General features: G+C 41.7%; 23 protein-coding genes. 17 read left to right on the top strand and 6 right to left on the bottom strand.

Annotated elements, in window-relative coordinates:
* Positions 1-76 precede the first annotated feature (76 nt).
* Positions 77-1,900: a glycoside hydrolase family 15 protein gene (locus ACFSTG_RS14370; RefSeq protein ID WP_380754610.1), complete on the bottom strand. Its 1,824-nt coding sequence runs from the start codon at positions 1,898-1,900 to the stop codon at positions 77-79.
* 94 nt (positions 1,901-1,994) lie between these two features.
* Here ACFSTG_RS14370 and ACFSTG_RS14375 point away from each other — a divergent pair, with 94 nt between their 5' ends.
* The 3 genes from ACFSTG_RS14375 to ACFSTG_RS14385 all read left to right on the top strand — a co-directional run bounded on the left by ACFSTG_RS14375 (position 1,995) and on the right by ACFSTG_RS14385 (position 6,092).
* Positions 1,995-4,208 (top strand): bifunctional alpha,alpha-trehalose-phosphate synthase (UDP-forming)/trehalose-phosphatase, encoded by a 2,214-nt coding sequence (locus tag ACFSTG_RS14375; RefSeq protein WP_380754613.1) that lies wholly within the window; start codon positions 1,995-1,997, stop codon positions 4,206-4,208.
* Between the two features lie 144 nt (positions 4,209-4,352).
* Entirely contained in the window at positions 4,353-4,619 is a 267-nt protein-coding gene (locus ACFSTG_RS14380; protein WP_380754616.1) for a YtxH domain-containing protein, read from the top strand.
* Between the two features lie 111 nt (positions 4,620-4,730).
* A complete protein-coding gene (locus ACFSTG_RS14385; protein ID WP_380754621.1) occupies positions 4,731-6,092 on the top strand; it encodes a M28 family peptidase in 1,362 nt (453 codons plus the stop codon).
* 27 nt (positions 6,093-6,119) lie between these two features.
* Here the strand turns inward: ACFSTG_RS14385 and ACFSTG_RS14390 are convergent, their stop codons facing one another.
* The gene (locus ACFSTG_RS14390) at positions 6,120-7,085 is read right to left on the bottom strand and encodes an App1 family protein (protein ID WP_380754626.1); all 966 of its coding nucleotides are present in this window, start codon (positions 7,083-7,085) and stop codon (positions 6,120-6,122) included.
* Positions 7,086-7,149: 64 nt separating this feature from the next.
* Between ACFSTG_RS14390 and ACFSTG_RS14395 the strand changes: the two genes are divergently transcribed.
* From ACFSTG_RS14395 to ACFSTG_RS14420, 6 genes are all read left to right on the top strand, one after another.
* Positions 7,150-8,043 carry a diacylglycerol/lipid kinase family protein gene (locus ACFSTG_RS14395; protein ID WP_380754632.1) on the top strand — a complete coding sequence of 298 codons (894 nt, stop codon included), beginning with the start codon at positions 7,150-7,152 and terminating at the stop codon, positions 8,041-8,043.
* Between the two features lie 148 nt (positions 8,044-8,191).
* Positions 8,192-8,845: a hypothetical protein gene (locus ACFSTG_RS14400; RefSeq protein WP_380754638.1), complete on the top strand. Its 654-nt coding sequence runs from the start codon at positions 8,192-8,194 to the stop codon at positions 8,843-8,845.
* A 16-nt stretch (positions 8,846-8,861) separates the two neighbouring features.
* Entirely contained in the window at positions 8,862-9,548 is a 687-nt protein-coding gene (locus ACFSTG_RS14405) for a photosystem reaction center subunit H (protein WP_380754644.1), read from the top strand.
* Between the two features lie 74 nt (positions 9,549-9,622).
* On the top strand, positions 9,623-10,837 hold the full coding sequence (locus ACFSTG_RS14410; RefSeq protein ID WP_380754648.1) for a bifunctional alpha/beta hydrolase/OsmC family protein: 1,215 nt from the start codon (positions 9,623-9,625) through the stop codon (positions 10,835-10,837).
* A gap of 93 nt (positions 10,838-10,930) precedes the next feature.
* A complete protein-coding gene (locus tag ACFSTG_RS14415; RefSeq protein WP_380754653.1) occupies positions 10,931-11,530 on the top strand; it encodes a superoxide dismutase family protein in 600 nt (199 codons plus the stop codon).
* A gap of 140 nt (positions 11,531-11,670) precedes the next feature.
* Positions 11,671-12,435 carry a carbonic anhydrase family protein gene (locus ACFSTG_RS14420; protein WP_380754656.1) on the top strand — a complete coding sequence of 255 codons (765 nt, stop codon included), beginning with the start codon at positions 11,671-11,673 and terminating at the stop codon, positions 12,433-12,435.
* A 59-nt stretch (positions 12,436-12,494) separates the two neighbouring features.
* Here ACFSTG_RS14420 and ACFSTG_RS14425 read toward each other — a convergent pair whose 3' ends face one another.
* Positions 12,495-13,805 carry an NAD(P)/FAD-dependent oxidoreductase gene (locus tag ACFSTG_RS14425; protein WP_380754659.1) on the bottom strand — a complete coding sequence of 437 codons (1,311 nt, stop codon included), beginning with the start codon at positions 13,803-13,805 and terminating at the stop codon, positions 12,495-12,497.
* Positions 13,806-13,924: 119 nt separating this feature from the next.
* On the opposite strand from ACFSTG_RS14425, the gene ACFSTG_RS14430 reads away from it, so the two are divergent.
* Both ACFSTG_RS14430 and ACFSTG_RS14435 read left to right on the top strand, forming a co-directional pair.
* Entirely contained in the window at positions 13,925-14,419 is a 495-nt protein-coding gene (locus tag ACFSTG_RS14430; RefSeq protein ID WP_380754662.1) for an RNA polymerase sigma factor, read from the top strand.
* A gap of 5 nt (positions 14,420-14,424) precedes the next feature.
* A complete protein-coding gene (locus tag ACFSTG_RS14435) occupies positions 14,425-15,063 on the top strand; it encodes a hypothetical protein (protein ID WP_380754665.1) in 639 nt (212 codons plus the stop codon).
* A gap of 80 nt (positions 15,064-15,143) precedes the next feature.
* Here the strand turns inward: ACFSTG_RS14435 and ACFSTG_RS14440 are convergent, their stop codons facing one another.
* Together ACFSTG_RS14440 and ACFSTG_RS14445 are read right to left on the bottom strand one after the other, a co-directional pair.
* Entirely contained in the window at positions 15,144-15,959 is an 816-nt protein-coding gene (locus ACFSTG_RS14440; protein WP_380754668.1) for a lysophospholipid acyltransferase family protein, read from the bottom strand.
* A 46-nt stretch (positions 15,960-16,005) separates the two neighbouring features.
* Positions 16,006-16,560 (bottom strand): NUDIX hydrolase, encoded by a 555-nt coding sequence (locus ACFSTG_RS14445; RefSeq protein ID WP_380754671.1) that lies wholly within the window; start codon positions 16,558-16,560, stop codon positions 16,006-16,008.
* Positions 16,561-16,645: 85 nt separating this feature from the next.
* Between ACFSTG_RS14445 and ACFSTG_RS14450 the strand changes: the two genes are divergently transcribed.
* Positions 16,646-17,377 (top strand): peptidylprolyl isomerase, encoded by a 732-nt coding sequence (locus tag ACFSTG_RS14450; protein WP_380754674.1) that lies wholly within the window; start codon positions 16,646-16,648, stop codon positions 17,375-17,377.
* Here the strand turns inward: ACFSTG_RS14450 and ACFSTG_RS14455 are convergent.
* A complete protein-coding gene (locus tag ACFSTG_RS14455; RefSeq protein WP_380754677.1) occupies positions 17,374-18,087 on the bottom strand; it encodes an RDD family protein in 714 nt (237 codons plus the stop codon). The two genes, ACFSTG_RS14450 and ACFSTG_RS14455, sit on opposite strands and share 4 nt — an antisense overlap.
* 34 nt (positions 18,088-18,121) lie before the next feature.
* On the opposite strand from ACFSTG_RS14455, the gene ACFSTG_RS14460 reads away from it, so the two are divergent.
* From ACFSTG_RS14460 to ACFSTG_RS14480, 5 genes are read left to right on the top strand one after another with little or no spacing between them, the layout of a single operon-like run.
* Positions 18,122-19,114 carry a stage II sporulation protein M gene (locus ACFSTG_RS14460; protein WP_380754753.1) on the top strand — a complete coding sequence of 331 codons (993 nt, stop codon included), beginning with the start codon at positions 18,122-18,124 and terminating at the stop codon, positions 19,112-19,114.
* On the top strand, positions 19,077-19,961 hold the full coding sequence (locus ACFSTG_RS14465) for a hypothetical protein (RefSeq protein ID WP_380754680.1): 885 nt from the start codon (positions 19,077-19,079) through the stop codon (positions 19,959-19,961). The genes ACFSTG_RS14460 and ACFSTG_RS14465 overlap by 38 nt, the downstream gene beginning before the upstream one ends.
* A gap of 20 nt (positions 19,962-19,981) precedes the next feature.
* Positions 19,982-20,731: a hypothetical protein gene (locus ACFSTG_RS14470; protein ID WP_380754683.1), complete on the top strand. Its 750-nt coding sequence runs from the start codon at positions 19,982-19,984 to the stop codon at positions 20,729-20,731.
* Entirely contained in the window at positions 20,715-21,926 is a 1,212-nt protein-coding gene (locus tag ACFSTG_RS14475) for a DUF4350 domain-containing protein (protein WP_380754686.1), read from the top strand. Before ACFSTG_RS14470 ends, ACFSTG_RS14475 begins: the two co-directional genes overlap by 17 nt.
* Positions 21,916-22,914 (top strand): AAA family ATPase, encoded by a 999-nt coding sequence (locus ACFSTG_RS14480; RefSeq protein WP_380754689.1) that lies wholly within the window; start codon positions 21,916-21,918, stop codon positions 22,912-22,914. Before ACFSTG_RS14475 ends, ACFSTG_RS14480 begins: the two co-directional genes overlap by 11 nt.
* The last annotated feature ends 1 nt before the right edge of the window (position 22,915 follow it).

The following is a 22,915-nucleotide window of genomic DNA, read 5'->3' on the forward strand; positions in this document are numbered from 1 at the left end:
TTATTAATGTGCATTCGATTATATCTACCGGGCCACCTTAAAAGGTGGCCTTTTTTTGAAAGGAACTTAACACCTACTAGAGAAAGTCATCTTGCTGAAGCATTGCCTGCAGGCGTTCTTCAGAAGAGAGACCCTGGGAAAAATTCATTGCGGTTTCAATAAGTGCAAGATGGGAATAGGCCTGCGGAAAATTCCCCAGCAGCCTTTTGGTTTCAAAATCTATGTCTTCACTGAAGAGACCCAGGTGATTGCTGTAAGAAAGCAGTTCATCAAATCTTTTCAGGGCCCTGTCCTTTTCTCCGATTTTATACAGGCTGTTGATCAACCAGAAGGTACAAATGGTAAAAGAAGAGGACGGAATACCAAAATCATCTTTGTTCTTGTACCTGAACATTAGGCCGTTATAACATAATTCCTTTTCGGTCGCCTTTACAGTGCTGATGTAACGTGGATCTTTTGCCCTTATAAAACCATAAGTTTCCATGAGCAAAGTAGAAGCATCGAGATCACTCACGCCATAAGATTGGGTGTAGGCCTGTTTTTCCTCATTCCATGCATTTTCATAGATATCATCATAGATTTCCTTCCGCAGTGTCTTCCACTTATCGGCATTGATTCCGTGGCGCAGGATCTCCCCAATTTTTATCGCCCTGTCAACCGCAACCCAGCAAAGAAGTTTGGAAAAAGTAAAATGGCGCTCTTCTGTCCTGAACTCCCAAATTCCCTTATCTGGTTGTTTCCAATGCTCTTCGACGATACGTACAATTCCACGTACTATGGTCCACAGCTCCTCACTGTTTTCCAGGGTGGTTTCAAATTGCAGGAATTGCTGGTAGATCACCTCCATCAGGATTCCGTAAATATCGTTTTGTTTTTGAATGTACGCGGCATTACCAACCCGGACCGGTTTGGAACCTTCATACCCGTCGAGATGTGTGAGGATATGTTCTGTTAGTTCCTTCTCCCCGTTTATTCCATACATGATCTGCATTTTCTCATCCTTGTCAGGGATGATATTAATGATAAATTCCAGGAATTTATGAGCAGATTTCATATGGCCTAAGCCGGCCATTACCTTTATTACCATAGAAGCATCCCTGATCCAGCAAAACCGATAATCCCAGTTACGAACCTCCCCAATGGTTTCGGGTAAGGAGGTGGTGGCTGCAGCAAGCACGGCACCCGTCTGTTCAAAGGTAAGAGCTTTCAGCACCAAAGCACTGCGAACTATTTCTTCGTTAAAATGTGGGTATTTTGTAGTAGTCTCGCTCCAGTTCATCCAATAGGTCTTGGTCCGCTGAAATTTGAGATAAGCCCTCTCAAGACTTTGGTCTGTAAGTTTTTCGTGGTACCCCATCAGGAAATATGCATTTCCGGTAAGGCTGATCTCTTCTTTGTGCAGTACCTGGTCCAGGTCTAAACTGGTGTACAGGTAAAGGGAATCATATTTTCCTTTTTTTGTGAAACTCTTTAAGTAGTATCTGTGATTTTCAGTAAAGGTCTCTTCCTTGGCATAGTCCAGTTTAGGATTATAATTCACCCTAATTTTAGGATTTCCCTTAAGCAGGTAAATAAACCTTATGACATCTGGTGGAGCGTAATATCCTCCATTGCCATTTTCTTTGGGATACCTCGGCATAAAATCTATGACCTGAAACGCCGCATCTTCACTTGCAAAGGTGGTACAAAGAATATTAGTCTTCCACAGGTATTTTTGAGAGGTCTTATAACTCTCATCTACTTCAAAGGAGAACCCACCTCCCTTTTTATTATCCAGTAATTTGGCGAATACAGAAGCCGAATTAAAATTAGGCAGGCAACACCAGTCAAGAGAACCCTCTTTTGATACCAAAGCAGCACTTTTGCAATTTCCAATTATCCCGTAATCAAGTGAATTCATATAGTCTTAAAGTTCTTTTAAAATGGTGGTCTCCCCGTTTAAAATTTCGGAAATTTAAGGAAAATGAATTAGAAAAAAGTCCTTAAAAAACATTATGGGGAAGACAATAATTATTTCCAACAGACTACCCTTACAAATAAATATTTCTGAAAATGATCTTGAAGTTACCCCAAGTGTCGGGGGCCTGGCAACAGGTTTGAAATCCTTCCATCAGGAGGGTGATAGCATCTGGATTGGCTGGACGGGACTTTCTGCGGAAGAGATCCCTGACGATATGAAGGAGAGCGTACAGGAGGAGGCCCGGAAACAGGCCTGTATTGCTGTTACACTTACTTCCGAAGAAATCGAAAAATTCTACTACGGTTTCAGTAACAGGACCATCTGGCCTCTGTTCCATTACTTCATGGAATACACTGAATTCGATCCCGAACATTGGGAAGCTTATAAACAGGTGAACCAGAAATATGCCGATGCAGTTCTGGAACACCTGGGGGAAGATGACACCGTATGGGTCCATGATTACCAGCTTCTTTTGCTCCCCGATATGATCAGGAAAAAAAATCCGACAGTTACCATAGGTTTTTTCAATCATATCCCATTTCCATCCTACGAAGTATTCAGGACCTTACCGTGGCGGGAAGAGATATTACAAGGTATGCTTGGCGCAGATCTTATAGGGTTCCATACCTATGATTACGAGAGACACTTTTTACGTTCCGTGAACCGTATCCTTAGATACGATATTAATTTCAATGCAGTGAACTTGAGTGACAGGATCGTAAAGGTGGATTCCTTTCCCATGGGCATTGATTACAACAAATTCAGGGATGCAGCCATTAAACACAAGAAGCAGCCCCGCAGTGAGAATACAGATATTCAGAAAAAACTTGACTACCATAAATATGTAACCCGTGATACCCAGTTGATCCTTTCAATAGACCGGCTGGATTATACCAAGGGAATTGCCAACAGGATAAGGGCGTTTGGATATTTTCTTGAAAAATATCCGGAGTACCAGGAAAAAGTAAGGTTGATCATGCTCGCGGTCCCTTCCCGAACCAACGTGCCGCAGTACCAGTTATTAAAGAAAGAGATAGATGAATTGGTGGGACGCATTAACGGCCAGTTCGCCACGGTCAACTGGACACCTATCTGGTATTTTTACCGCTCCATGCCGTTCGAAAATCTAATAGATCTCTACTCTGCCAGTGATGTTGCATTGATCACTCCCATAAGGGATGGAATGAACCTGGTCGCGAAAGAATATGTAGCAACCCGCACAGATAATACCGGAGTTTTGATCTTAAGTGAAATGGCCGGTGCGGCTCATGAACTGAATGAGGCTCTGATCATTAATCCGAATAATTTCGAGCAGATCGTTGACAGTATTAAGCTGGCTCTCCAAATGCCAAAAGAGGAGCAGGTCAAAAGGAATAAGGTACTCCAAAGAAGATTAAAACGGTATAGTGTTGAAAAATGGGCCCAGGATTTTATGCAAAATCTCAGGGAAACCGTCAATACCCGAAATGAGTTCAAAACTATCGAGATCACACGTAATATCAAGAAAGACCTTTTTGAAAAGTATAGTTCTGCCCAGAGACGGGTGCTTTTCCTCGACTACGATGGTACGCTGGTCAATTTCGTGGATCAGCCTGAAAGCGCAAGCCCCGATGAAGACCTTTTCAGGTTAATTAGAAAACTTGGGGAACAGGAAAACACACGGGTGATCCTCATTAGCGGAAGAGATAAGGAAACTCTTCAAAACTGGTGGAAAAATTCTCCGGTGGAAATCATTGGGGAACACGGAGTGTGGGTAAGAACTGCAGAACAGGAATGGGAATTAACCGAAAACCTTGACTGTAGCTGGATGGAAACTATTAGGCCCGTACTGGAAACCTTCGTTGACCGAACTCCCGGAACTTTCATCGAGGAAAAAAACTATTCCCTGGCCTGGCATTACCGAAAAACCAACCCCGAATTGGGAGATGTGAGGGCAAATGAGCTTTCTATCGTACTCAGGGACCTTATCTCTAATCATGGTTTAAGCGTACTGCAGGGAAACAAGGTGTTGGAGATCAAGAACAGCGGGGTTAATAAGGGAAAGGCAGCAAATAAACTCCTTGATGAAAAATACGATTTCATATTTGCAATAGGAGACGACTGGACAGATGAATACCTTTTTACAGAACTCCCTGAACAGGCAACTACGGTAAAAGTGGGAATGAACAAGACCAAAGCCAAATATTATATGAACAGTGTGGCAGAGGTGAGGGAATTGCTCTCACAGTTCCTGAGTCTTACCCACTGAAATTAGTGGCATCTTTGTTAAAAATCAGCCAATTTCAAGGAAACTTTAAATCAACCTTAACTTGGGTAGCCCATGGCAAGAGCCAAAAAGGCGGTATATTAGATTTACCATATTAAATGATCAAATAACCTAAAAAACAAAAAAATGAAAGCAGGAAAAATCTTATTAGGAATACTTTCAGGGGCCGCTGCCGGTGCCGCAGTAGGAATATTATTCGCACCTAAAAAAGGGACTGATACCCGCAGAAGGATCGCTGATAAAAGCAATGAGTATATGTATGATACTAAAAGCAAATTCAATGATCTTGCCGATAACCTTTCTCACCGTTATGACTCTGTGAAAACTAAGGTAAGAGGCAAATCCAAAAAAATGCAAGCCCGTATGGACGGTGACGATAAGATCATTTACTAAAATCTTTTGCTTTCGCATAAATACAAGAAAAAGCTACCTTTCCGGTAGCTTTTTTTAGTTTTAATTTTTTTCTACTTTGGGAGTCGATTTAATCTCATCCATTTTACTACTATGTACAAACCACTTTTCTTTATTCTCTTTTTCGCCGGAACCTTATTCAATTTTGCCCAGGAACAGGCTCCACCACAGACAGATCTCAGGATTTATGATATAATTGATGCCGTTTCTGCGGACCGCATAGAAACCGACATCAGGAAGCTTGCGGGCTTTGGCACCAGGAATACTTTTAGCGATACCGTATCTGAAACCCGTGGAATTGGAGCTGCCAGAAGGTTTATAAAAAATGAATTTGATAATATCTCACAGCAATGCAACAATTGCCTGGAAGTCTTTTATCAAAAGGATTTTGTCACTAAAGAAGGTAACGCAAGGGTCCCCAAAGATGCATGGGTGGTAAACGTTGTTGCGGTGCAAAGAGGAAAAAAATATCCTAACCGATATATTATAATGAGCGGGGACATTGATTCCCGGGCCGGTGATACGATGGATTTCACTACAGATGCTCCAGGAGCCAATGATAATGCAAGTGGAATGGCAGGTGCTATGGAGGCCGCTCGAGTGTTGTCAAAATATGAATTTGACAGCAGTATTGTTTACCTGGGCCTTTCAGGAGAAGAACAAGGTCTTTTTGGCGGTCAGGGATTTGCAAAAATGGCCAAAGAAGAAGGATGGGATATCATAGGCGTTTTCAATAATGATATGATAGGAAATATAAAAGGAGTAGACGGGGTGATCGATAATCGCAGCTTCAGGATCTTTTCTGAACCTGTTCCTCCTACAGAGACAGAACAAGAACGTAACAGGAGAAGGTTTTACGGGGGTGAAGTTGACGGGATTTCCAGACAACTGGCCCGCTATGTTCATAAAACAACAGAAGCCTATATGCCCGAGATGAACCCTATGATGATCTACCGCCTGGACCGTTTTGGTCGGGGTGGCCACCACCGGCCTTTTAATGATCTCGGATTTCCCGGAATCAGGATCATGGAAGCTCATGAAAACTACGATCAACAACACCAGGATATTCGTACTGAAGATGGGATAGATTACGGCGATGTGGTGGAGCATGTAAATTTCGAGTATGCCAAAAAACTCACAGCGGTTAATGCCATTAATATGGCAAAACTCGCCTGGGCACCACCTGCTCCAACAGAGGTTGCCATTGGAGGGATCGTGGAACCTTCTGCTAAACTGAAATGGGAAAAACCTGAAGACAGTGATGCGGCAGGTTATAAGATCTACTGGAGGGAAACCACTGCTCCACAATGGCAATATTCCCGTTATGTAGGAGACGTCGACCATTTCACGTTGGAAGGTATTGTAATAGATAACTATTTCTTTGGGGTAGCAGCAGTTGGAAAAGATGGAAATGAAAGTGTAGTGGTCTTTCCTTCGAATGTTTTCAGGGATTAATTTAAAATGAAAATAAACAAATGGGGATCAAACGATCCCTATTTTTTTTGAATGAGAAATAGCTTCCCCACTATTGGAGAAATAGCAGGTTTCAACTCCCATCTCCTCCAGGTTCTTAAGTACTTCCTTCACCTTTGATTTCCTTCGCCTTGTGGTTTGCCTTATGTAAACAGCCTTTACGTTCACAGGGAAAACTTTGCATATGCGCTCATACAGATACGGGTCCTGCTGAGAATCATCTCCCATAAGCACATATTTCAGTTGAGGATAAAAGGAAATGATATCCTTGATCTTAATGAATTTATGATCGTGTCCTCCCCGACCGGTAAACAAAAAATCGGCCAGGCCTGTTTTAATCTTTTTCAATTTTATAACGGCCTTGGGCAACTCGTGCATGCGGGCAAACTGTAAAATGAACTGGTATAGGTTCCACTCACTGCTTGAAACATAAAAGAAGGAGTTGAATTTACCTTCTTCCTCCTGCCCCGCACGGCTCAAAGCCTGATAATGTGGAACAACGTCCCCAAATACTTCCCTGGAATTGATGTTCCTGGTAAGGATCACATATAATTTTTTAAAAATATTATGGGTGTGGGAGATAAGAAAGGTATCATCAATATCTGAAATGATTCCAAGTTTGCTTTTAAAGGGTTTCAGGAGTTCTCCCCTGGCCACTATGCCCTTTCCATAAATTTGGCAAGTGACGGTATATTGGTGCCAACCACTATCAAGGTATTCGTTATAAGGAATGGAAAACCGGAAATAACCGTCATTCAGAGTTCTGGTTTTTATTTCCAGGTCTTTAAAATGTAAGGTTATTTCAGCATTTTTGATGGGGTTGATCGTAAACATCTTGATAACAGATTTTGCGTGATGGTAACCGCGCCTGTCAATCTCATATTTATCGGGCGCCCAGGAACCAAAAACATGTCCAAACACTATCAATTCCTGGTCATTCACGTAACCCCTGTACAACTTTAGGTCTAACCTCATCTTTGCAATTAATTAACTGAGTTTATTTCCAAATTACTTATTTTTAAACATAAGCTAAAGAATAATGGTAAAAAATCAAAGGGTGCTGCTTGTAGTCAACCCTATTTCAGGAGGTAGAGATAAAACCCCAATTATAGAACATATTGAAAAGACCCTGGAAGAAAGGTCTGCAGACGCCAAAGTTTTTCTTACCTGTGGAAAGGATGATAAACAAAAGCTTACAGGAGTTATTGAAGAGTATCAACCCAACCGGGTCCTGGTGGTAGGAGGAGATGGCACCATTAAACTCCTGGCAGAGATCCTTCAGGATGAAACGATCCCCATAGGGCTTTATCCTGCAGGATCTGCAAACGGACTGGCAGCAAACCTTGATCTTCCCACAGAGCTGGAGGAGCTTTCAGAAATAGCCCTGGGAGATCATTTTTTGAGACTCGATACCATCTCCATTAATAACGAACTCTGTGTCCACATTAGTGACATTGGATTAAACGCGGCTCTTATTAAGAATTATCATGAAGGTAACATCAGGGGAAAACTGGGTTATATCATTCAATCTATTCCAACACTTATAGAGAGTGATTTCCCTTTTCAATTCAGGATCGAAAAAGAAGGCAAGGTTATGCACCGTAATGCTGTTCTATTAGCAATTGCCAACGCACGAAAATATGGGACAGGATCAACTATCAACCCAAAAGGAAGATATGATGACGGGCTGTTTGAGATCCTGGTGTTTAAGGAATTCAACATTCCCGAGATCCTTAAGACCTTCAGGGAAAAAGTTGAACTAAGCCCCGATTTTGTGGAGATCTTCTCTGCTTCCGAAGTACACATCGAATGCCCGCGAAATGTTCCCTTTCAAATTGACGGAGAATACAGAGGCGAAATTAAAAAGGTACATGCGGTAATATCCCCGGTTAAGATCAAAATTGCCGTTCCCGAAAAAAAGGCCACCTATTAGGTTAAACTTCTAATATAACCTCAATACACCCCTCCTTTTAATGCTTAATTAACAATACTTTAGGGTAGACTTAATTAAAAAGGCTGGTGAAAACTGTAATTTAGGGAGACATATAATCTAACTAAATACTAATCAAAAAATTTGAATTATGGCAGAAATAAAGATTGAGAAAAAGAAACCCATTTGGCCCTGGATCATCCTGGTTCTTGTCATTCTGGCGATCCTGTACTTTTTAGTATTCGCTAACGATGATGACAATGTTGACGATATGGATGACATGGATACAGAACAGGTTGAAGAAGGAACTGTATGGGATGATGAAGACACCACATCCTGGGATAACGAAACAGATACCGACTCCTGGGAAACAGATACCTTATCTGCAACCGGCCAAGGTGTGGCTGGATATCTTACTTATATATCTAACCAAAACAGAATGGGGGTTGACCATCAATACACCAATAATGCTCTAATAGAGCTTATGAATGCTGTACAGGCAAAGGCCGATGAGATCAATTATGATATTACTGCCGACATGGAACCCATAAAGCAGGATGCACAAAAGATACAGAATGATCCAACTGCCACCAACCATGCCAACACTATTAAGAGTGCAGGGACCAAACTTGCCAATGTTCTTCAAAAGATACAAAAGCAACAATATCCTAATGCTGCACAGGATGTGGAAGAAATGAAAACTGCAGCCAATAATATTGACGGTTCTGTACTAACCCTGCAGCAAAAGGACCAGATCAATAAGTTCTTTAATGAAGCAGCAGATGTTTTAAGAAAAATGAGCTAATCCTAAAAACAAAATTATGAAAGAGAAGAAAAAGCATTTATATTATCTCAACGAATTATCTGATTATAAAGTTGATAGTGATGACCCGGATGTAAGGGGTTGGAAAGTCAAAGATGTAGATAACCGTACCATTGGTCACGTTGATAATTTACTGGTAAGTCCTGAGCGAAAAAGAGTGGTTTATCTTGATGTTGAAGTAGAAAAATCTATTATTGACGCGAATCATGACCCCTATGGAAAGCCGGCTTCAGGAGACATCCATGAATTCATCAATAAAGAAGGGGAGAACCATCTCATTATCCCCATTGGACTTGCCCGGTTAAACCTGGACGATAAATATGTTTATACAGACCGTATCAATCACCAGACGTTTGCTGAAACCAAAAGAATGGAAAAAGGTTATAATATAGACAGGGATTACGAAGTGGTCGTCCTGGAATCCTATAACAGGGATATTGATGAAGATCGCAAAAGAGACCGCGGAACCCGGGAACTTGAAGATGTTGATAACCCTAAACGTATGATCGACGAAGATGAGAGACGTCGGGGTCTTAACGTCCGTGATGAAGACGAAATTGAATCGGTTCGTGGTGAAGACAGAGGAACTTATGATGAACGAAGAGACCGTGGAAGAATCCCCGATGATGATTCCTTCTATGATCGTGGTGAATTTGATCGTGACAAATACCGCAGCAACAGGTAAGGTCTTCATGAAAAAGAAAAATGAAAGGGAAACCCGTGGGTTTCCCTTTTTTACACTTAAAAAATCCATTTAATATGAATTATTCAAAAGTTTCCTTTTCAAATCGCGATGGGGATAAACTTTCAGGTCACCTGGAATTACCCCTTAATCAGGAGCCTCACACTTTCGTGTTGTTCGCCCATTGTTTCACCTGCAATAAGAACTTCTTTGCGGTAAGAAACATAGCCCAGGCCTTATCGGCCAGTGGTTTTGGGGTTTTAAGGTTCGACTTCACAGGTCTGGGTGAAAGTGAAGGGGATTTTGCAGACACCAATTTTTCAGGGAATGTGGAAGACCTAATAGCAGCTGCACAATTTCTCGAAAAGGAACATAAAGCTCCTGCACTTTTAATTGGTCATTCCCTGGGAGGTGCAGCAGTAATTTTTGCTGCCGGCCAGCTGCCATCGGTGAAAGCGATTGCAACGATTGGTGCACCGTCTACTACAAGCCATGTTACCCACATCCTTAAGTCTGAGATTTCAGAAATTAAAGAAAAGGGGTTTGCCACAGTTAATGTAGGAGGAAGGGACTTTACGATCAAAGAGCAATTTCTGAACGACCTGCAAAATAAGGATCTGAAACAACTCGTACAGGAGGTTAAAAAAGCGCTCCTAATTCTTCATTCCCCCCAAGATGCGGTGGTTGAGATAAATAATGCTGAAGAGTTATATGTAGCCGCAAGACATCCAAAAAGCTTCGTCTCATTAGATGGGGCAGATCATTTACTTACTAACATCGAAGATTCAACCTACGCCGGAAAGGTGATCGCAGCCTGGGCCTCAAAATTCCTTGAAATTCCTGTTAGAGAAGACCTGGATACAGAACATCAGGTAGTAGGTAACCTGGGAGAAATTGGTTTTACTACACAGTTAAGAGCGGGAAGGCATTATTTTGTCTCTGATGAACCTGAAAGTGTAGGAGGTAATAATTTTGGGCCAACTCCTTATGATTTCCTTTCCGCAGCTCTTGCGGCCTGTACTTCCATGACCATACAAATGTACGTGCGACGTAAAAAATGGCCTCTCAAAAATGTGGAAACCCACGTCACCCACAGTAAAACCCATGCTGAAGACTGTGAAAAATGTGAAAGAAACACCTCAAAGATCGACACTTTTGAAAGAGAAATTATCCTGGATGGAAATCTTGATGACCAGCAACAACAAAAAGTCCTGGAAATTGCAGATAAATGTCCTGTTCACAGAACACTACATAACAAAATAGAAATCCACACCAGGCTAACTAAAACATAGTTTCCAATGGATTTGTTAAGCAAAACTTAATTTCTTGGCTACCCTCCCCATTCTGGCTAATTTAGACCTCTATAACTAATTAACATATTTACTATGAAACGCATTACATTATCTTTAATATTCTCTGCCGCCGTGTTCTTTACAGGCTGTAAAAATGAAAAATCTACGGCTGATGACCGGGTAGAAGAGCAAACTGAAATTACTCAGGAAACAACTGAGCAAGAGGGGGATACCACCCAAATGAAAGAAATCACTGTAACAATGGAACCTAAGAGTGACAGCCAACTCGCCGGAACTGTGACCTTTACCCAGGAAAAGGGACAAGTTACCATGACTGCTGAATTTACCGGACTAAAAGAAGGCATGCATGCCATCCATTTACATGAAAAAGCAGATTGTTCTGCTGCTGACGGAACTTCTGCAGGAGGTCACTGGAACCCAACTTTTGAGGATCATGGGGAATGGGGTAGTGAAAAAGGTTACCACCGTGGTGATATTGGGAATTTTGATGTTAACGCCGAAGGAAAGGGAAGTATCACTTTCACTACTGATAAATGGTGTATTGGCTGTGAAGACGACACCATGAACATAATTGATAAATCTGTTATCGTTCATGACGGGGTTGATGATTTCATCTCTCAACCGTCAGGAAATGCAGGGACAAGAATTGGCTGTGGTGTGATCAAAGAGTAATCTATCCAGCATATTAACAAAAAAGCGGCCCTAGGCCGCTTTTTTTATTGCAGGTTTAAATCTTTTTACACGAACCTTAACATCGTAAGGGACTTAAAACGTTTATATTATTTCTAATCATAACACTAAAAAATAAGAAAATGAAAAATTTGAATTATTGGAGTCTAATTTTGGTCATTTCTTTTTTAATGGGAGCTTGTGGTGAAGCTGAAGAAAGAAATGAGACAAATGAAAGGGTAGAAGAAAGAGAAATGGCACAACAGACCGATCAACGGGATGCCGATATATCTTTGACAGAAGAAAGACGAAATGCCCTGACTCCAGATGATGTGGTTAAAGAATTCCAGCAGGGTAACCAGAACTTCATTAAAGACAGTCTCACTCCAAGGAATCGTCAAAGAAGAATACAGGAAACCGGTTCCGCGCAATATCCAAAAGGAATGATTTTATCATGTATTGACAGCAGGGTACCTGTGGAAGAAATATTTGATCAGGGACTTGGTGACATTTTCGTGGGAAGAATAGCAGGAAATTTCGCAGATGAAGAAATGCTGGGTAGTATGGAGTTCGCAACTAAAGTGGCTGGATCAAAAGTTATTGTGGTATTGGGTCATGAAAACTGCGGTGCGGTTAAATCTGCTATTGACGAAGTTGAATTGGGTAACATCACTGCCATGCTCAAACATATCAAGCCGGCAGTTAAAATGACCGATAATTATCCTGAAGAGCAGAGAAGCATTAAAAATGTTGAATATGTGAACGAGGTGGTAAAAAATAATGTTATTTACACCGTTGACGAAATCAGGAAAAACAGTTCCATCATTGCTGAAATGGAGGAAAATGGGGAAATTAAGATCCTTGGGGCTGTTTATGATGTAAATACGGGTACGGTAGAATTCCTTTAAAGAATCGTAATTCAGAAAAATTCAAACCTGCTTGAAATTGAAATTTTGAGCAGGTTTTTTTAGACCTTTTTTTGATCCACTTCAAGGTTCTTCCTATTGCTTTTGAAAGGCCGTATAATTAGTCTGGAAGCCTTATCATAATTCACGTAATTGTAGACCCAGTTAAAGAAGGTCACCAGCCGGTTTCGGAATCCTACCAGAAAATAAAGATGTATAAACATCCATATGAACCAGGCGAAAAACCCACCAAATCTAAGTTTCCCAAGGTCTACTACTGCCTTGTTACGTCCTACAGTCGCCATGGTTCCTTTGTCGTAGTATTCAAACGGTACCAGAGGCTCTTTTCTTAAAAGTCGCTTCAGGTTCTTCGCTAGATGCTTCCCTTGTTGTATGGCTGGTTGTGCCACCATGGGATGGCCCTTAGGATATTTATCACTTCTCATTAAAGCAATATCTCCTATTGCAAAGATATTTTCATATCCTAGTACCTGGTTAAAGACATTTACTTCATAACGTCCCGCCCTTTCTACCAGGGCAGAAGCATCAAGTCCTTCGACCGGTGCTCCCGCTACCCCTGCAGCCCATATGAAAGTAGCAGTATCAAAGTTCAGCCCCTCCTTATTAGTAATTACAGTTTTCCCATCATATCCTTGTACCATAGTATTCAGGTGGATCTCTACTCCCAGTTCTTTTAAAAATCTGGCAGCTTCACGGGATGCTTTTTCACTCATAGGTGGGAGTACGCGGTCAAGTCCTTCGATCAAGTGTATCTTAATTTCGGCCGAATCAAGATCCCTGAAATCTCTGGAAACAATATGGTTCCTCACCTCTGCTATGGCTCCGCAGAGCTCTACGCCTGTTGGCCCCGCTCCTGCCACTACGAAGGTGAGAAGGGACCGTCTTTTTTCCGGATCTTCAGTTATTACCGCCTGCTCCAGGTTTTCCAGGATAAGACTGCGAATGTTGAGAGCCTGTGGAATTGTTTTCATCCACATAGCATGTTCCTCAATACTTTCATTTCCGAAGAAATTGGTTTTGCTTCCTGTAGCGATCACCAGATAATCATAGGCAAGGGTCCCGATTGAAGACTCTACCCGGTTCTCTTCGGGAACTATTTTCTGAACCTCAGTCAACCTGAAATATCCTTCCTTGCTGTGTCTGGTAATCTTTCTTAAGGGATATGCAATGGAGTCAGGTTCGAGACCTGATGTGGATACCTGATACAGTAAAGGCTGAAAAGTATGGTAATTATGGCGGTCCAGCAGTATTACCTGAAGTTTTTCCTTAAGTAAATGTTTAGCTAATGAAATACCACCAAAACCACCACCAATGATCACCACCCGGGGATTTTTAGAATCAGGAATATTCATAAAATTGCGTGCTTTCCTCAAAGTTATAGTTTTCACCTCAAATAGGCGAAAAATAAAAAACTTTTAGTCTTTTGTAACTTGCTGACGAAAAGGACTACTTATAGGAGCTAACCATCATTGTGAAAGAAAAACTCGAACATGAATTTGTGACCAACCTGGAAAAGAACCAGAACATTGTGCATAAGATATGCCGTATGTACACAAATGACCAGGATTCACATAATGATCTTTTCCAGGAAATAACCATCCAATTGTGGAAGGCATTTCCAAAATTCAGGGGGGATTCCAAATTCAGTACCTGGATGTACAGGGTAGCCCTTAATACCGCGATCACTTTATACCGCAAATCAAAAAAGGACATCAGGACCCAGGACTTTGATGATGTAAGTTTCAGGATCAAAGCTCATGAATATGATGACCAGACAGAGCAACAGCTTAATTTGATGTACAAGGCTGTGCGGGAATTGAATGACATCGACAAAGCACTGGTCTTTTTGTACCTGGAAGACCAGTCTTATAAAGAAATATCTGATACGCTGGGGATCACAGAAGTGAATGCCCGTGTTAAGATGAACAGGATCAAAAAAGCCCTGCGAAATATTTTAAATCCGTAATAAGGATGGATGAACTTGATTTATTAAAACAAAACTGGAAAAAGCAGGAAGAGGACCTTCCACGGCTTACCTACGAGCAGATCTATAAAATGCTTTGGAAAAAATCTTCCTCGATCGTGAAGTGGATATTCGTCATTAGTATTGTAGAACTACTGCTTTCGACTCTACTAAGTATAGGACTGGCAGACAAAGATTACTGGGCCGAAATGGACCAGCTTCAGCTAAAAGGATTTACCATTGGTCTTTACGTGGTGAGCTATATGGTAACCTTCTACTTCATTTACCGGTTTTACCGGAATTACAAAAAAATATCGACTACAGATGATGCTGTAACCCTTATGGAAAACATTTTAAGAACACGAAGAACGGTGAAGACCTATATCGCATTCGTCCTTATTTCATCAGGACTTTCGGCCATTATAGTTGCTTTCTTCAGCATAAGGAATCACCAGCTGGTTACTCAGGTTGAGGAAACTTCCAAATATTCCTTTGAAATGTTGGACTGGATGAAATTTATTCTTGCAGGAGTGCTGGTTCTCGCTGTTTTCCTGTGTGCTCTATGGCTTTTTTATAAATTGATCTACGGTATCCTGCTAAGAAGACTGAAACTGAATTACCGGGAACTTAAGAAACTAGAAGTATAAATTTATTTACAAATTACCCTTTTTGTTAGATATCACTGCGTGAGTGTGCAGATTTTGGACTAATCCGTCTAAGATACAGATTATACCTCCCCTTCCAGGTCCCATTTCCGGGTGCGGTTCAATTCTTCCATAGCCTCCAGCTCTTCCTGCGGAATGACCTTAAGGAAAGAAGGGTGCTGTTCAATGGCATATTCCAGCTTTTCCACAATATCTTCAACAGAATCATTTTCATAATCAAAAACCAAAGGCTCTTTGATCTGGAAGGACTGAAGAATTCCCCTTTTTTTGATCCTGAGTCCTTTTTTATCAAAAGACCTTCGGAAACCATCAATAACTATTGGGATCACCACCGGCTTGTACTGTTTGATAATATGTGCAGTACCTTTCCTTATGGGTTTGAAAGGTTTAGTGGTTCCCTGGGGAAAAGTGATCACCCAGCCATCTTTTAAAGCGATCCCTATGTTGGTGGTATCATTTAAATTAACCTCCCGATGTACCTCCTTACCTTTTTCTCTCCATGTTCTTTCAACAGAAACTGCCCCGGCATAGGCCATGAGACGCGTCAAAAATCCGGCTTTCATGGTTTCTTTGGCAGCAACATAATACATGTTAAGTTTAGGTTGCCACAGGTATCCCACGTTCTTAATATTGTCCACCCTTCCGCTTAGAGCTGCATTGAACACATGGAACATGGCTGTGACATCGGCAAAATAGGTTTGGTGATTGGAAACGAATAGAACGTTGTTGTCTGGCAGGTTTTTGATGATCTCAGAGCCTTCTATCTTGAGTTCATTGAACCCTCTATACCGCCGGTGCGATAACACTCCAAAAAGCCTGATCAACCATTTCTTGAAAAAAAGATAATGTCCAAAAGGATTCTTTTTCAATAACCCCATACAACCCTTACATTTTAAAAGACTAACAAAGATACTATTTCTGCAGTTACAACGCCTTTTGAAGTATTTCTTTCATTTCGTTTAGCATCATGGCGGTAGCCCCCCATACAATGTGCCCATTCAGAAGAAATGCAGGCACTTCAATATTAGTGGCATAGGAAGTGCTCAAGGTTTGCTTCGTAAGGCAGGAATCACTCATAAAATCATCTATATCTATTTCCAGTACGGCTTCCACCTCTTCTTCCTGCGGAATTAATAGCGGGGTACGATGCATGAGCCCCAGGAATGGTTGCACCCAGAAATTACTGGGGGGAATGTATAACCGGGTCAATTCCCGAAGCACCGTAACCTCCTGCCTTGGGATCCCAACTTCTTCTTCTGTTTCCCTAAGGGCAGTATGCATCAGGTTCAGGTCCTCGTCTTCCACCCTTCCGCCCGGAAAGCCTATCTGATTTGAATGAACCCCTTTGTAGGTTTTCCGAAGGATAAGCACAAATTTGGTCTCTTGTTGTTCCCCTGGATAAAAAACCGCCATTACCGCAGCCTGTTTCGGCCTTTGCTGTTCTATATTCAGATTTTCCAGCTCCTGAAGTCGGAGCATGGGGGCCAATTTAAAGTGGGCCTCCTCTCCCGGAAGCTGAATTTTTCTTAATTTCGGACTTTTATATAGAAAATTATCAAAATCCATGACGCGTCATTTAATCGTGCTTTTATCGGTTCTTTTCCTTCTAACAGCCTGTGAAGATAAGCAATCTTCCAGAAAAAAATCTTCCACTCCAACCCCTGAAGTAACGGAAAAAAACGATACCGTAAAAGAGAATTCCGAGGAAGATAGAAAAGAGGAGGAAGTCCCTGAAAAACCTGAAGGACCTCTCATTGTCCAGGAAGAATTCATTCCTTTTATGATGCAATATGGCAAAGATAACCCCGAAGATAGAATCAGGATAAAAACACGTTTTGGAAACATAGACGTTCAATTGTATCATGACACTCCGCTGCACCGGGCCAATTTTATCTTTCTGGTCAAACAGAATTATTTTGATAAGAATTTTTTTCACAGGGTAGCAGATGGTTTTGTGGTACAGGGAGGCAATTCAGATCTTCCCGACACCAATATCAAGCGACACTACATAGGGGATTACCTGATACCCAGCGAATTTGATGCAGGCCATAAACATGTTCGGGGAGCATTTTCAGCCGCCAAGTATGCAGAGCAGAATGTGAGTAAAGCTTCTTCTCCCTACGAGTTCTTTATTGTACAGAGCGAAAGGGGGGCTCACCACCTCGATAATGATCATACCGTCTTTGGAAGGGTGATAAGAGGGATGGATGTGGTAGATGAAATTTCAAAAGTAGAAACAGACGAAAGCGAGTGGCCCAGGCAGAATATTTATCTCAATGTCGAGATATTGGACTAATGCCTGGTGTAGTAAGTGTAATCGTTAAGAACATTCTTTATAAACTCGGTCGGTTTCTCTTCAGGAGTCACACCCAGTATGTCTGACAACTTCAGGGACAAAGATCTGATCACTTTGTAATTTGAGGTGCGCAGGGCATCCTGGTACAGGTTTTTGATCTCCTGCACATCTTTATCGGAAAGCAAAGAAACCTGTGGATAGACCGGACTATAATCATCAGGAAGCTCCATAAGCAAAGTGCCTTCAATTCCCACTCTCTCCTTTTCGGAAATAACAGTTGTTCCTGCAGCAAGGTCTCCCAGGCGTTGCCCTTTACCATTAATGATGATAGTAACTACAGCTACGCTACCACTGGTGATGGTAATATCTACAATACGCAGCAGCCATCTCACAAGGTAATTCGAAAGAGCGGGTTTGGTGCCATCAAGTTTTACTACCCTAAGATCAAGGGCAGCTTTACCGGGGCTACGCCCGTCCCAGAAAACCTCCCATAAAAGAAAATAGAGCATCAACGGTAAACCAATGATCAGGGAATAGACCCATTCTTCACCTCCCGAAAAATCAAGTGCGGTCATTATAAAAATAATGAGGATCAAATATGAAAGCATAATAAGGGCATCGATAAGGTAAGCCAGAATTCGCTCTCCCACCCCCGCAACATTCTGGGTAATGCTGATATTTTGAGCGGTTTCTATTTGAAAATTATCCATTTAATACGTTTCTTTGATACAAAGTAAAAGAGAAATGCGCGAGGCTGCTTTCGTCAGGCAAAATAAGGATAAATGGACAAGTTTTGAAAGAGCCCTGCAAAATAATGTCAGAACCCCTCCAGATGAACTTTCGGCATTATACCTGGAAGTAACAGATGATCTGAGCTATGCCCAGACCTTTTATCCTCAAAGCAACACTTTAATCTACCTTAACACACTGGCTTCTAAAGCCCACCAAAGAATTTATAAGACCAAAAGGGAAAGCCCAAACAGGATTATAACCTTTTTCACTCATGAATTTCCAAGGGAGTTCTATTCATACCAGAAACAACTGCTCCTGGCCTTCATAATCTTTATGGTCTTTGCTGCGGCCGGAAGTTTTTCCGCAGCAACAGACGGTTCTTTTGTACGGGCGGTAATGGGTGATGCCTATGTGAATATGACCCTCGAAAATATTGAAAATCAAGATCCTATGGCTGTCTATAAACAAATGGGTGAAATGGACATGTTCCTTGGTATAACCATCAATAACATCAGGGTAGCCCTAATGGCTTTCGTTTTTGGAATATTCTATGGAGCCGGCACTGTGTTCATTATCATGCAGAACGCAGTAATGCTGGGATCTTTCCAGTACTTTTTTTATGACCAGGGGATACTATGGGAATCGGTAAGAACGATTTGGATCCATGGGGCGATCGAGATCTCTGTGATCATAGTGGCAGCATGCGCAGGACTGGTAGTTGGTAAAGGCCTTCTCTTTCCGGGAACTTATACCAGGCTCACTTCATTCGTTAGAGGCATAAAGGCCGGCTTAAAGATCGTTATCAGCACAGTACCCTTTTTTATAGTTGCCGGTTTTCTTGAAGGTTTTGTAACCAGGCGCACAGGGATGCCCGATTGGCTTGCAATAACGATCATCAGCCTCTCCTTTGGCATTATCCTGTTCTATTACGTGTATTATCCAATTTATCTTAACCACCAAAATTCTAATGACCAAAAATCCAATAATATTCCAGAGGCAGCGTGATCTGGGAGAGATCATTACTGATACTTTCAAATTTATCAGGGAAAATTTCAGGATCCTTGGCAAATTGATCTTCAGGATCACTGCTCCCGTTTTTATCATTCTGCTGTTCGCTATTGCGTACTATTCTTATCTTGGGCTCGATTCATTTAACAATCCTTTCTTTGGTATTAGCACCGGGGTTAACCTGGACATGTATTTTATCTCCATTTTCATCCTGGTCACCTCCTTACTTGCGTTTTATATTTTACTCTATTCCACAATTTTACATCTTATTGGATCCTACATCAGGAATGAAGGAAGAATTAATGAAAATGAAGTTTACAGCGGAGTAAAAAGCGATTTCGGGAGTATGCTTGGGCTTTTTCTGTTAATTGGATTGATGACGGGAGCCGGCCTGTTGCTATGCATTCTTCCTGGAGTATATTTATGGGTACCACTATCCCTTACTCCGGCGATCCTGGTGATGGGAAAAGGAGATTCTGTCATTGATACCATCAGTAATTCTTTTACTCTCGTCAAGGACAACTGGTGGGTCACATTTTGGTCACTTTTCGTGATCACTCTTCTGGTCTACATTATTGGACTTGTTTTCCAGCTGCCGCTTATATTTTACGTATTTATTAAAGCTCTCATGGGCTCTCAGGAAGTAAGCGTGGCAGATCCTGCATCATTCGTAGATTGGGTATATATTGTTTTTAATGTGATCGCTTCCCTGGCTCAGTATCTTCTAACAAGTATCCTGGTCGTTGCCTCTGCTTTTATTTATTTTGATCTGGATGAAAAGAAGTATTCCACAGGATCCTTCAAGACCATATCGAACCTGGGTGCTTCAGAAAAAGATCAATGAGGGGGCTAAATCTCATAATATTGCTCATTTTAATTACCGTTGGCGCGACCGGCTTCTCCCAGGACACTATTGGCCCGGTGAAAGATGAGTTAAGGGTGGTGAAGAAAGAATTGGCCACCCCCGTTCCTCTTGAATTTGACCGGGAAAAAATGAGTTCCCTTAAGAAAAACCCTCAATTCAATTATTCTGAAAAGCTGGAGGATGAGAGCTGGGGGACCACTTTTAAGAGATATCTTAAAATGCACTGGCAAAATTTTCTCAACTGGTTGCTGGGGGATAAAACCGTGCCTGCTGTGGTTGCTTTTTTAATACAGAGTTTACCTTACCTGTTAATTCTTTTCCTGATAGGGATCAGCGCCTATCTCTTTTCCAAATTCAACCCGTTTTCCCCTCCGGGCCAATCCGCAAAACCAGGTGTTATCCTGGAGGACGAAGAGCAGATCATCAGGACTGCGAACATCAGGGACCTTATTAATAAGGCAATAGAAAAGGAAAATTACCGGCTGGCGGTACGTTACCACTTTTTATATATTCTTCAACAATTAAGTGAAAAGGAGATCGTGGCCTATGACCCCTCCAAAACAGATGAAGATTATCTTTCAGAGATCTCTTCGGAAGGTCTTAAGGTTCAGTACCGCAAAGTAAACCGTATCTATGATTTTATTTGGTACGGGGATTTTATGGCCGGTAAAGAAGAATATCAAAAAATCCAACAGGAATTTCGCAGAACCGAAGTTCTTATAATCCCGGGGAATGAGCAAAACTTATAAAATATTGTTAGGACTGATGGTCTTTCTGCTTGTGTTGCTCACCTGGCTGGAGGCAAGTGAACCCGATGAATTAAACTGGAGCCCCAGTTATTCGGCAGAAGACAAGATCCCTTTAGGTTCTTACGTTCTTTACGAAAACCTGAAGGAACAAGATCTTTCGGTTAAGGGGGTCGATTTTCCTCCTTTTGATTTCCTGAAGGATTCCCTTCAAAACGGCACTTACTTTTTCCTCAATAATGAGATCAATATTCATGACAGTGAACTTAAGAGACTGCTATCATGGGTTGAACGGGGCAATACAGCTTTTTTGAGTGCCGAAAGGTTCAGCCCCAACCTACTGGACACTCTAAAGATCAAGGTGGGTCTTGCTACTCCCAAAGGAGGATTTTCATCCAAACCCCGGCTAAATCTTACAGATTTAAATTTAAAAAAGGAGCAGGCTTTTCTTTATAACAAGGAAACGTATCATTTTGTTATTAAGGAGTATGATACTTTGAATCAAATGGTGTTGGGAGTTTCGGGGTTGGAGGCAGATTCACTGGAGATAAAGGATCCAGCTATCAATTTTGTCATGGATTCAATTGGAAAGGGTGCTATCTTTCTTCACACCACGCCGCAGGCTTTCAGTAATTATTTTTTGCTCTATGAAGAAAATGTCGCTTATGCAGAAAGGGCACTGGGATATCTCCCAAAAGGAAAAGACCTTTTTTGGGATCAGTACTATAAGGCAGGAAAAGCTTACAATACTTCCCCTCTTTTTGTCCTTCTGAGGTTTAAACAACTTAAATGGGCCTATTATTTTATGTTCATTGGGGGAATATTGTTTATCATATTCGCAGGAAAACGAAAACAACGTAGCATTCCGGTGGTAAACCCACTGCAAAACCAGTCTTACCACTTCACTCGTACTGTTGCAGGACTCTACCTTAAGACCGGTGAATATAAAACGATAACCTCCAAACAAATTATTTTATTTTTAGATTATATTCGAACGAAGTACAGGATTCCTACAGATCAGGTCAATGAAGAATTTTACCGGCAACTGGCCGGGCTAAGTAATAACTCTGTGAAAGAGGTAAAAGAATTGTGGAGATTAATGGCAACAATTGAAGAAAAAGAGCAGGTATCCAAAGAGGAACTGCTAAAGTTAAATAAAGCCATTAAGGCTTTCAAAAAAGATGAAAATGGAAAATAAAGAAGTGGGTAACGAAGAGATAAGGTTTGAGAACCGGATCCCTTTGGAGGAACTGAAACTGGCAGTTGAAAACCTGAAATCACAGCTTTCCAAAATAATTATAGGTCAGGAAGATTTTATTGAATTGCTTATCGTGAGCCTGTTGGCAGATGGGCATGTTTTGATAGAAGGTGTACCCGGAGTCGCGAAGACTATAACGGCTAAATTATTCGCGCGTACTCTGGAAACGGATTTTAGTCGCATTCAGTTTACACCAGATCTTATGCCTAGTGATGTTTTGGGAACCTCTGTGCTGAATCCAAAAACTTCAGACTTTGAATTTAAACCCGGACCCGTCTTTTCCAACATTATCTTAATTGACGAGATCAACCGTGCACCTGCAAAAACCCAGGCAGCCTTATTTGAGGTCATGGAAGAGCGGCAGATCACCATTGACGGGAAGAAGCACACCATGAAACCGCCCTTTATGGTTATTGCAACTCAAAACCCTATCGAGCAGGAAGGAACCTATGCCTTACCCGAGGCCCAGCTGGATCGTTTCCTGTTCAAGATCAAGGTGGGATATCCCAGCCTGGAGGAAGAAGTAAAGATCCTGCAGACCCATCATGACCGGGCCGGTAGTGACCCCCTTGAAATCATTGAAACTGTTCTTGACCCGGAAAAACTTCAGAAGTTAAGGGTTCAGATTAAAGGCATTCGCGTTGAAGAAAAGTTACTACAGTATATCGCACAGCTGGTGATCAACACCCGAAATCATCCACATCTTTATTTAGGTGGCTCCCCCCGTGCATCTATTGCCATCATGAATGCATCAAAAGCACTTGCTGCTATCCATGGCCGGGATTTTGTTATTCCCGAGGATATCAGAAAAACGCTGGCCCCGGTGCTTGGTCACCGTATAATTCTGTCTCCTGAAAAGGAAATGGAGGGAATGACTCCCGAAAAGGTAATTGACCTGATCGCCCATTCCATAGAAATTCCCAGGTAAC

This window comes from Salinimicrobium flavum, from assembly GCF_042684505.1.
GTDB classification, from domain to species: Bacteria; Bacteroidota; Bacteroidia; order Flavobacteriales; family Flavobacteriaceae; genus Salinimicrobium; species Salinimicrobium flavum.

Excerpts from the sequence above, each read along its gene's own strand:
- ACFSTG_RS14370 (WP_380754610.1), bottom strand. The coding sequence starts at position 1,900 with ATGAATTCACTTGATTACGGGATAATTGGAAATTGCAAAAGTGCTGCT.
- ACFSTG_RS14375 (WP_380754613.1), top strand. The coding sequence starts at position 1,995 with ATGGGGAAGACAATAATTATTTCCAACAGACTACCCTTACAAATAAAT.
- ACFSTG_RS14380 (WP_380754616.1), top strand. The coding sequence starts at position 4,353 with ATGAAAGCAGGAAAAATCTTATTAGGAATACTTTCAGGGGCCGCTGCC.
- ACFSTG_RS14385 (WP_380754621.1), top strand. The coding sequence starts at position 4,731 with ATGTACAAACCACTTTTCTTTATTCTCTTTTTCGCCGGAACCTTATTC.
- ACFSTG_RS14390 (WP_380754626.1), bottom strand. The coding sequence starts at position 7,085 with ATGAGGTTAGACCTAAAGTTGTACAGGGGTTACGTGAATGACCAGGAA.
- ACFSTG_RS14395 (WP_380754632.1), top strand. The coding sequence starts at position 7,150 with ATGGTAAAAAATCAAAGGGTGCTGCTTGTAGTCAACCCTATTTCAGGA.
- ACFSTG_RS14400 (WP_380754638.1), top strand. The coding sequence starts at position 8,192 with ATGGCAGAAATAAAGATTGAGAAAAAGAAACCCATTTGGCCCTGGATC.
- ACFSTG_RS14405 (WP_380754644.1), top strand. The coding sequence starts at position 8,862 with ATGAAAGAGAAGAAAAAGCATTTATATTATCTCAACGAATTATCTGAT.
- ACFSTG_RS14410 (WP_380754648.1), top strand. The coding sequence starts at position 9,623 with ATGAATTATTCAAAAGTTTCCTTTTCAAATCGCGATGGGGATAAACTT.
- ACFSTG_RS14415 (WP_380754653.1), top strand. The coding sequence starts at position 10,931 with ATGAAACGCATTACATTATCTTTAATATTCTCTGCCGCCGTGTTCTTT.
- ACFSTG_RS14420 (WP_380754656.1), top strand. The coding sequence starts at position 11,671 with ATGAAAAATTTGAATTATTGGAGTCTAATTTTGGTCATTTCTTTTTTA.
- ACFSTG_RS14425 (WP_380754659.1), bottom strand. The coding sequence starts at position 13,805 with ATGAATATTCCTGATTCTAAAAATCCCCGGGTGGTGATCATTGGTGGT.
- ACFSTG_RS14435 (WP_380754665.1), top strand. The coding sequence starts at position 14,425 with ATGGATGAACTTGATTTATTAAAACAAAACTGGAAAAAGCAGGAAGAG.
- ACFSTG_RS14440 (WP_380754668.1), bottom strand. The coding sequence starts at position 15,959 with ATGGGGTTATTGAAAAAGAATCCTTTTGGACATTATCTTTTTTTCAAG.
- ACFSTG_RS14445 (WP_380754671.1), bottom strand. The coding sequence starts at position 16,560 with ATGCTCCGACTTCAGGAGCTGGAAAATCTGAATATAGAACAGCAAAGG.
- ACFSTG_RS14450 (WP_380754674.1), top strand. The coding sequence starts at position 16,646 with ATGACGCGTCATTTAATCGTGCTTTTATCGGTTCTTTTCCTTCTAACA.
- ACFSTG_RS14455 (WP_380754677.1), bottom strand. The coding sequence starts at position 18,087 with ATGGATAATTTTCAAATAGAAACCGCTCAAAATATCAGCATTACCCAG.
- ACFSTG_RS14460 (WP_380754753.1), top strand. The coding sequence starts at position 18,122 with ATGCGCGAGGCTGCTTTCGTCAGGCAAAATAAGGATAAATGGACAAGT.
- ACFSTG_RS14465 (WP_380754680.1), top strand. The coding sequence starts at position 19,077 with ATGACCAAAAATCCAATAATATTCCAGAGGCAGCGTGATCTGGGAGAG.
- ACFSTG_RS14475 (WP_380754686.1), top strand. The coding sequence starts at position 20,715 with ATGAGCAAAACTTATAAAATATTGTTAGGACTGATGGTCTTTCTGCTT.
- ACFSTG_RS14480 (WP_380754689.1), top strand. The coding sequence starts at position 21,916 with ATGGAAAATAAAGAAGTGGGTAACGAAGAGATAAGGTTTGAGAACCGG.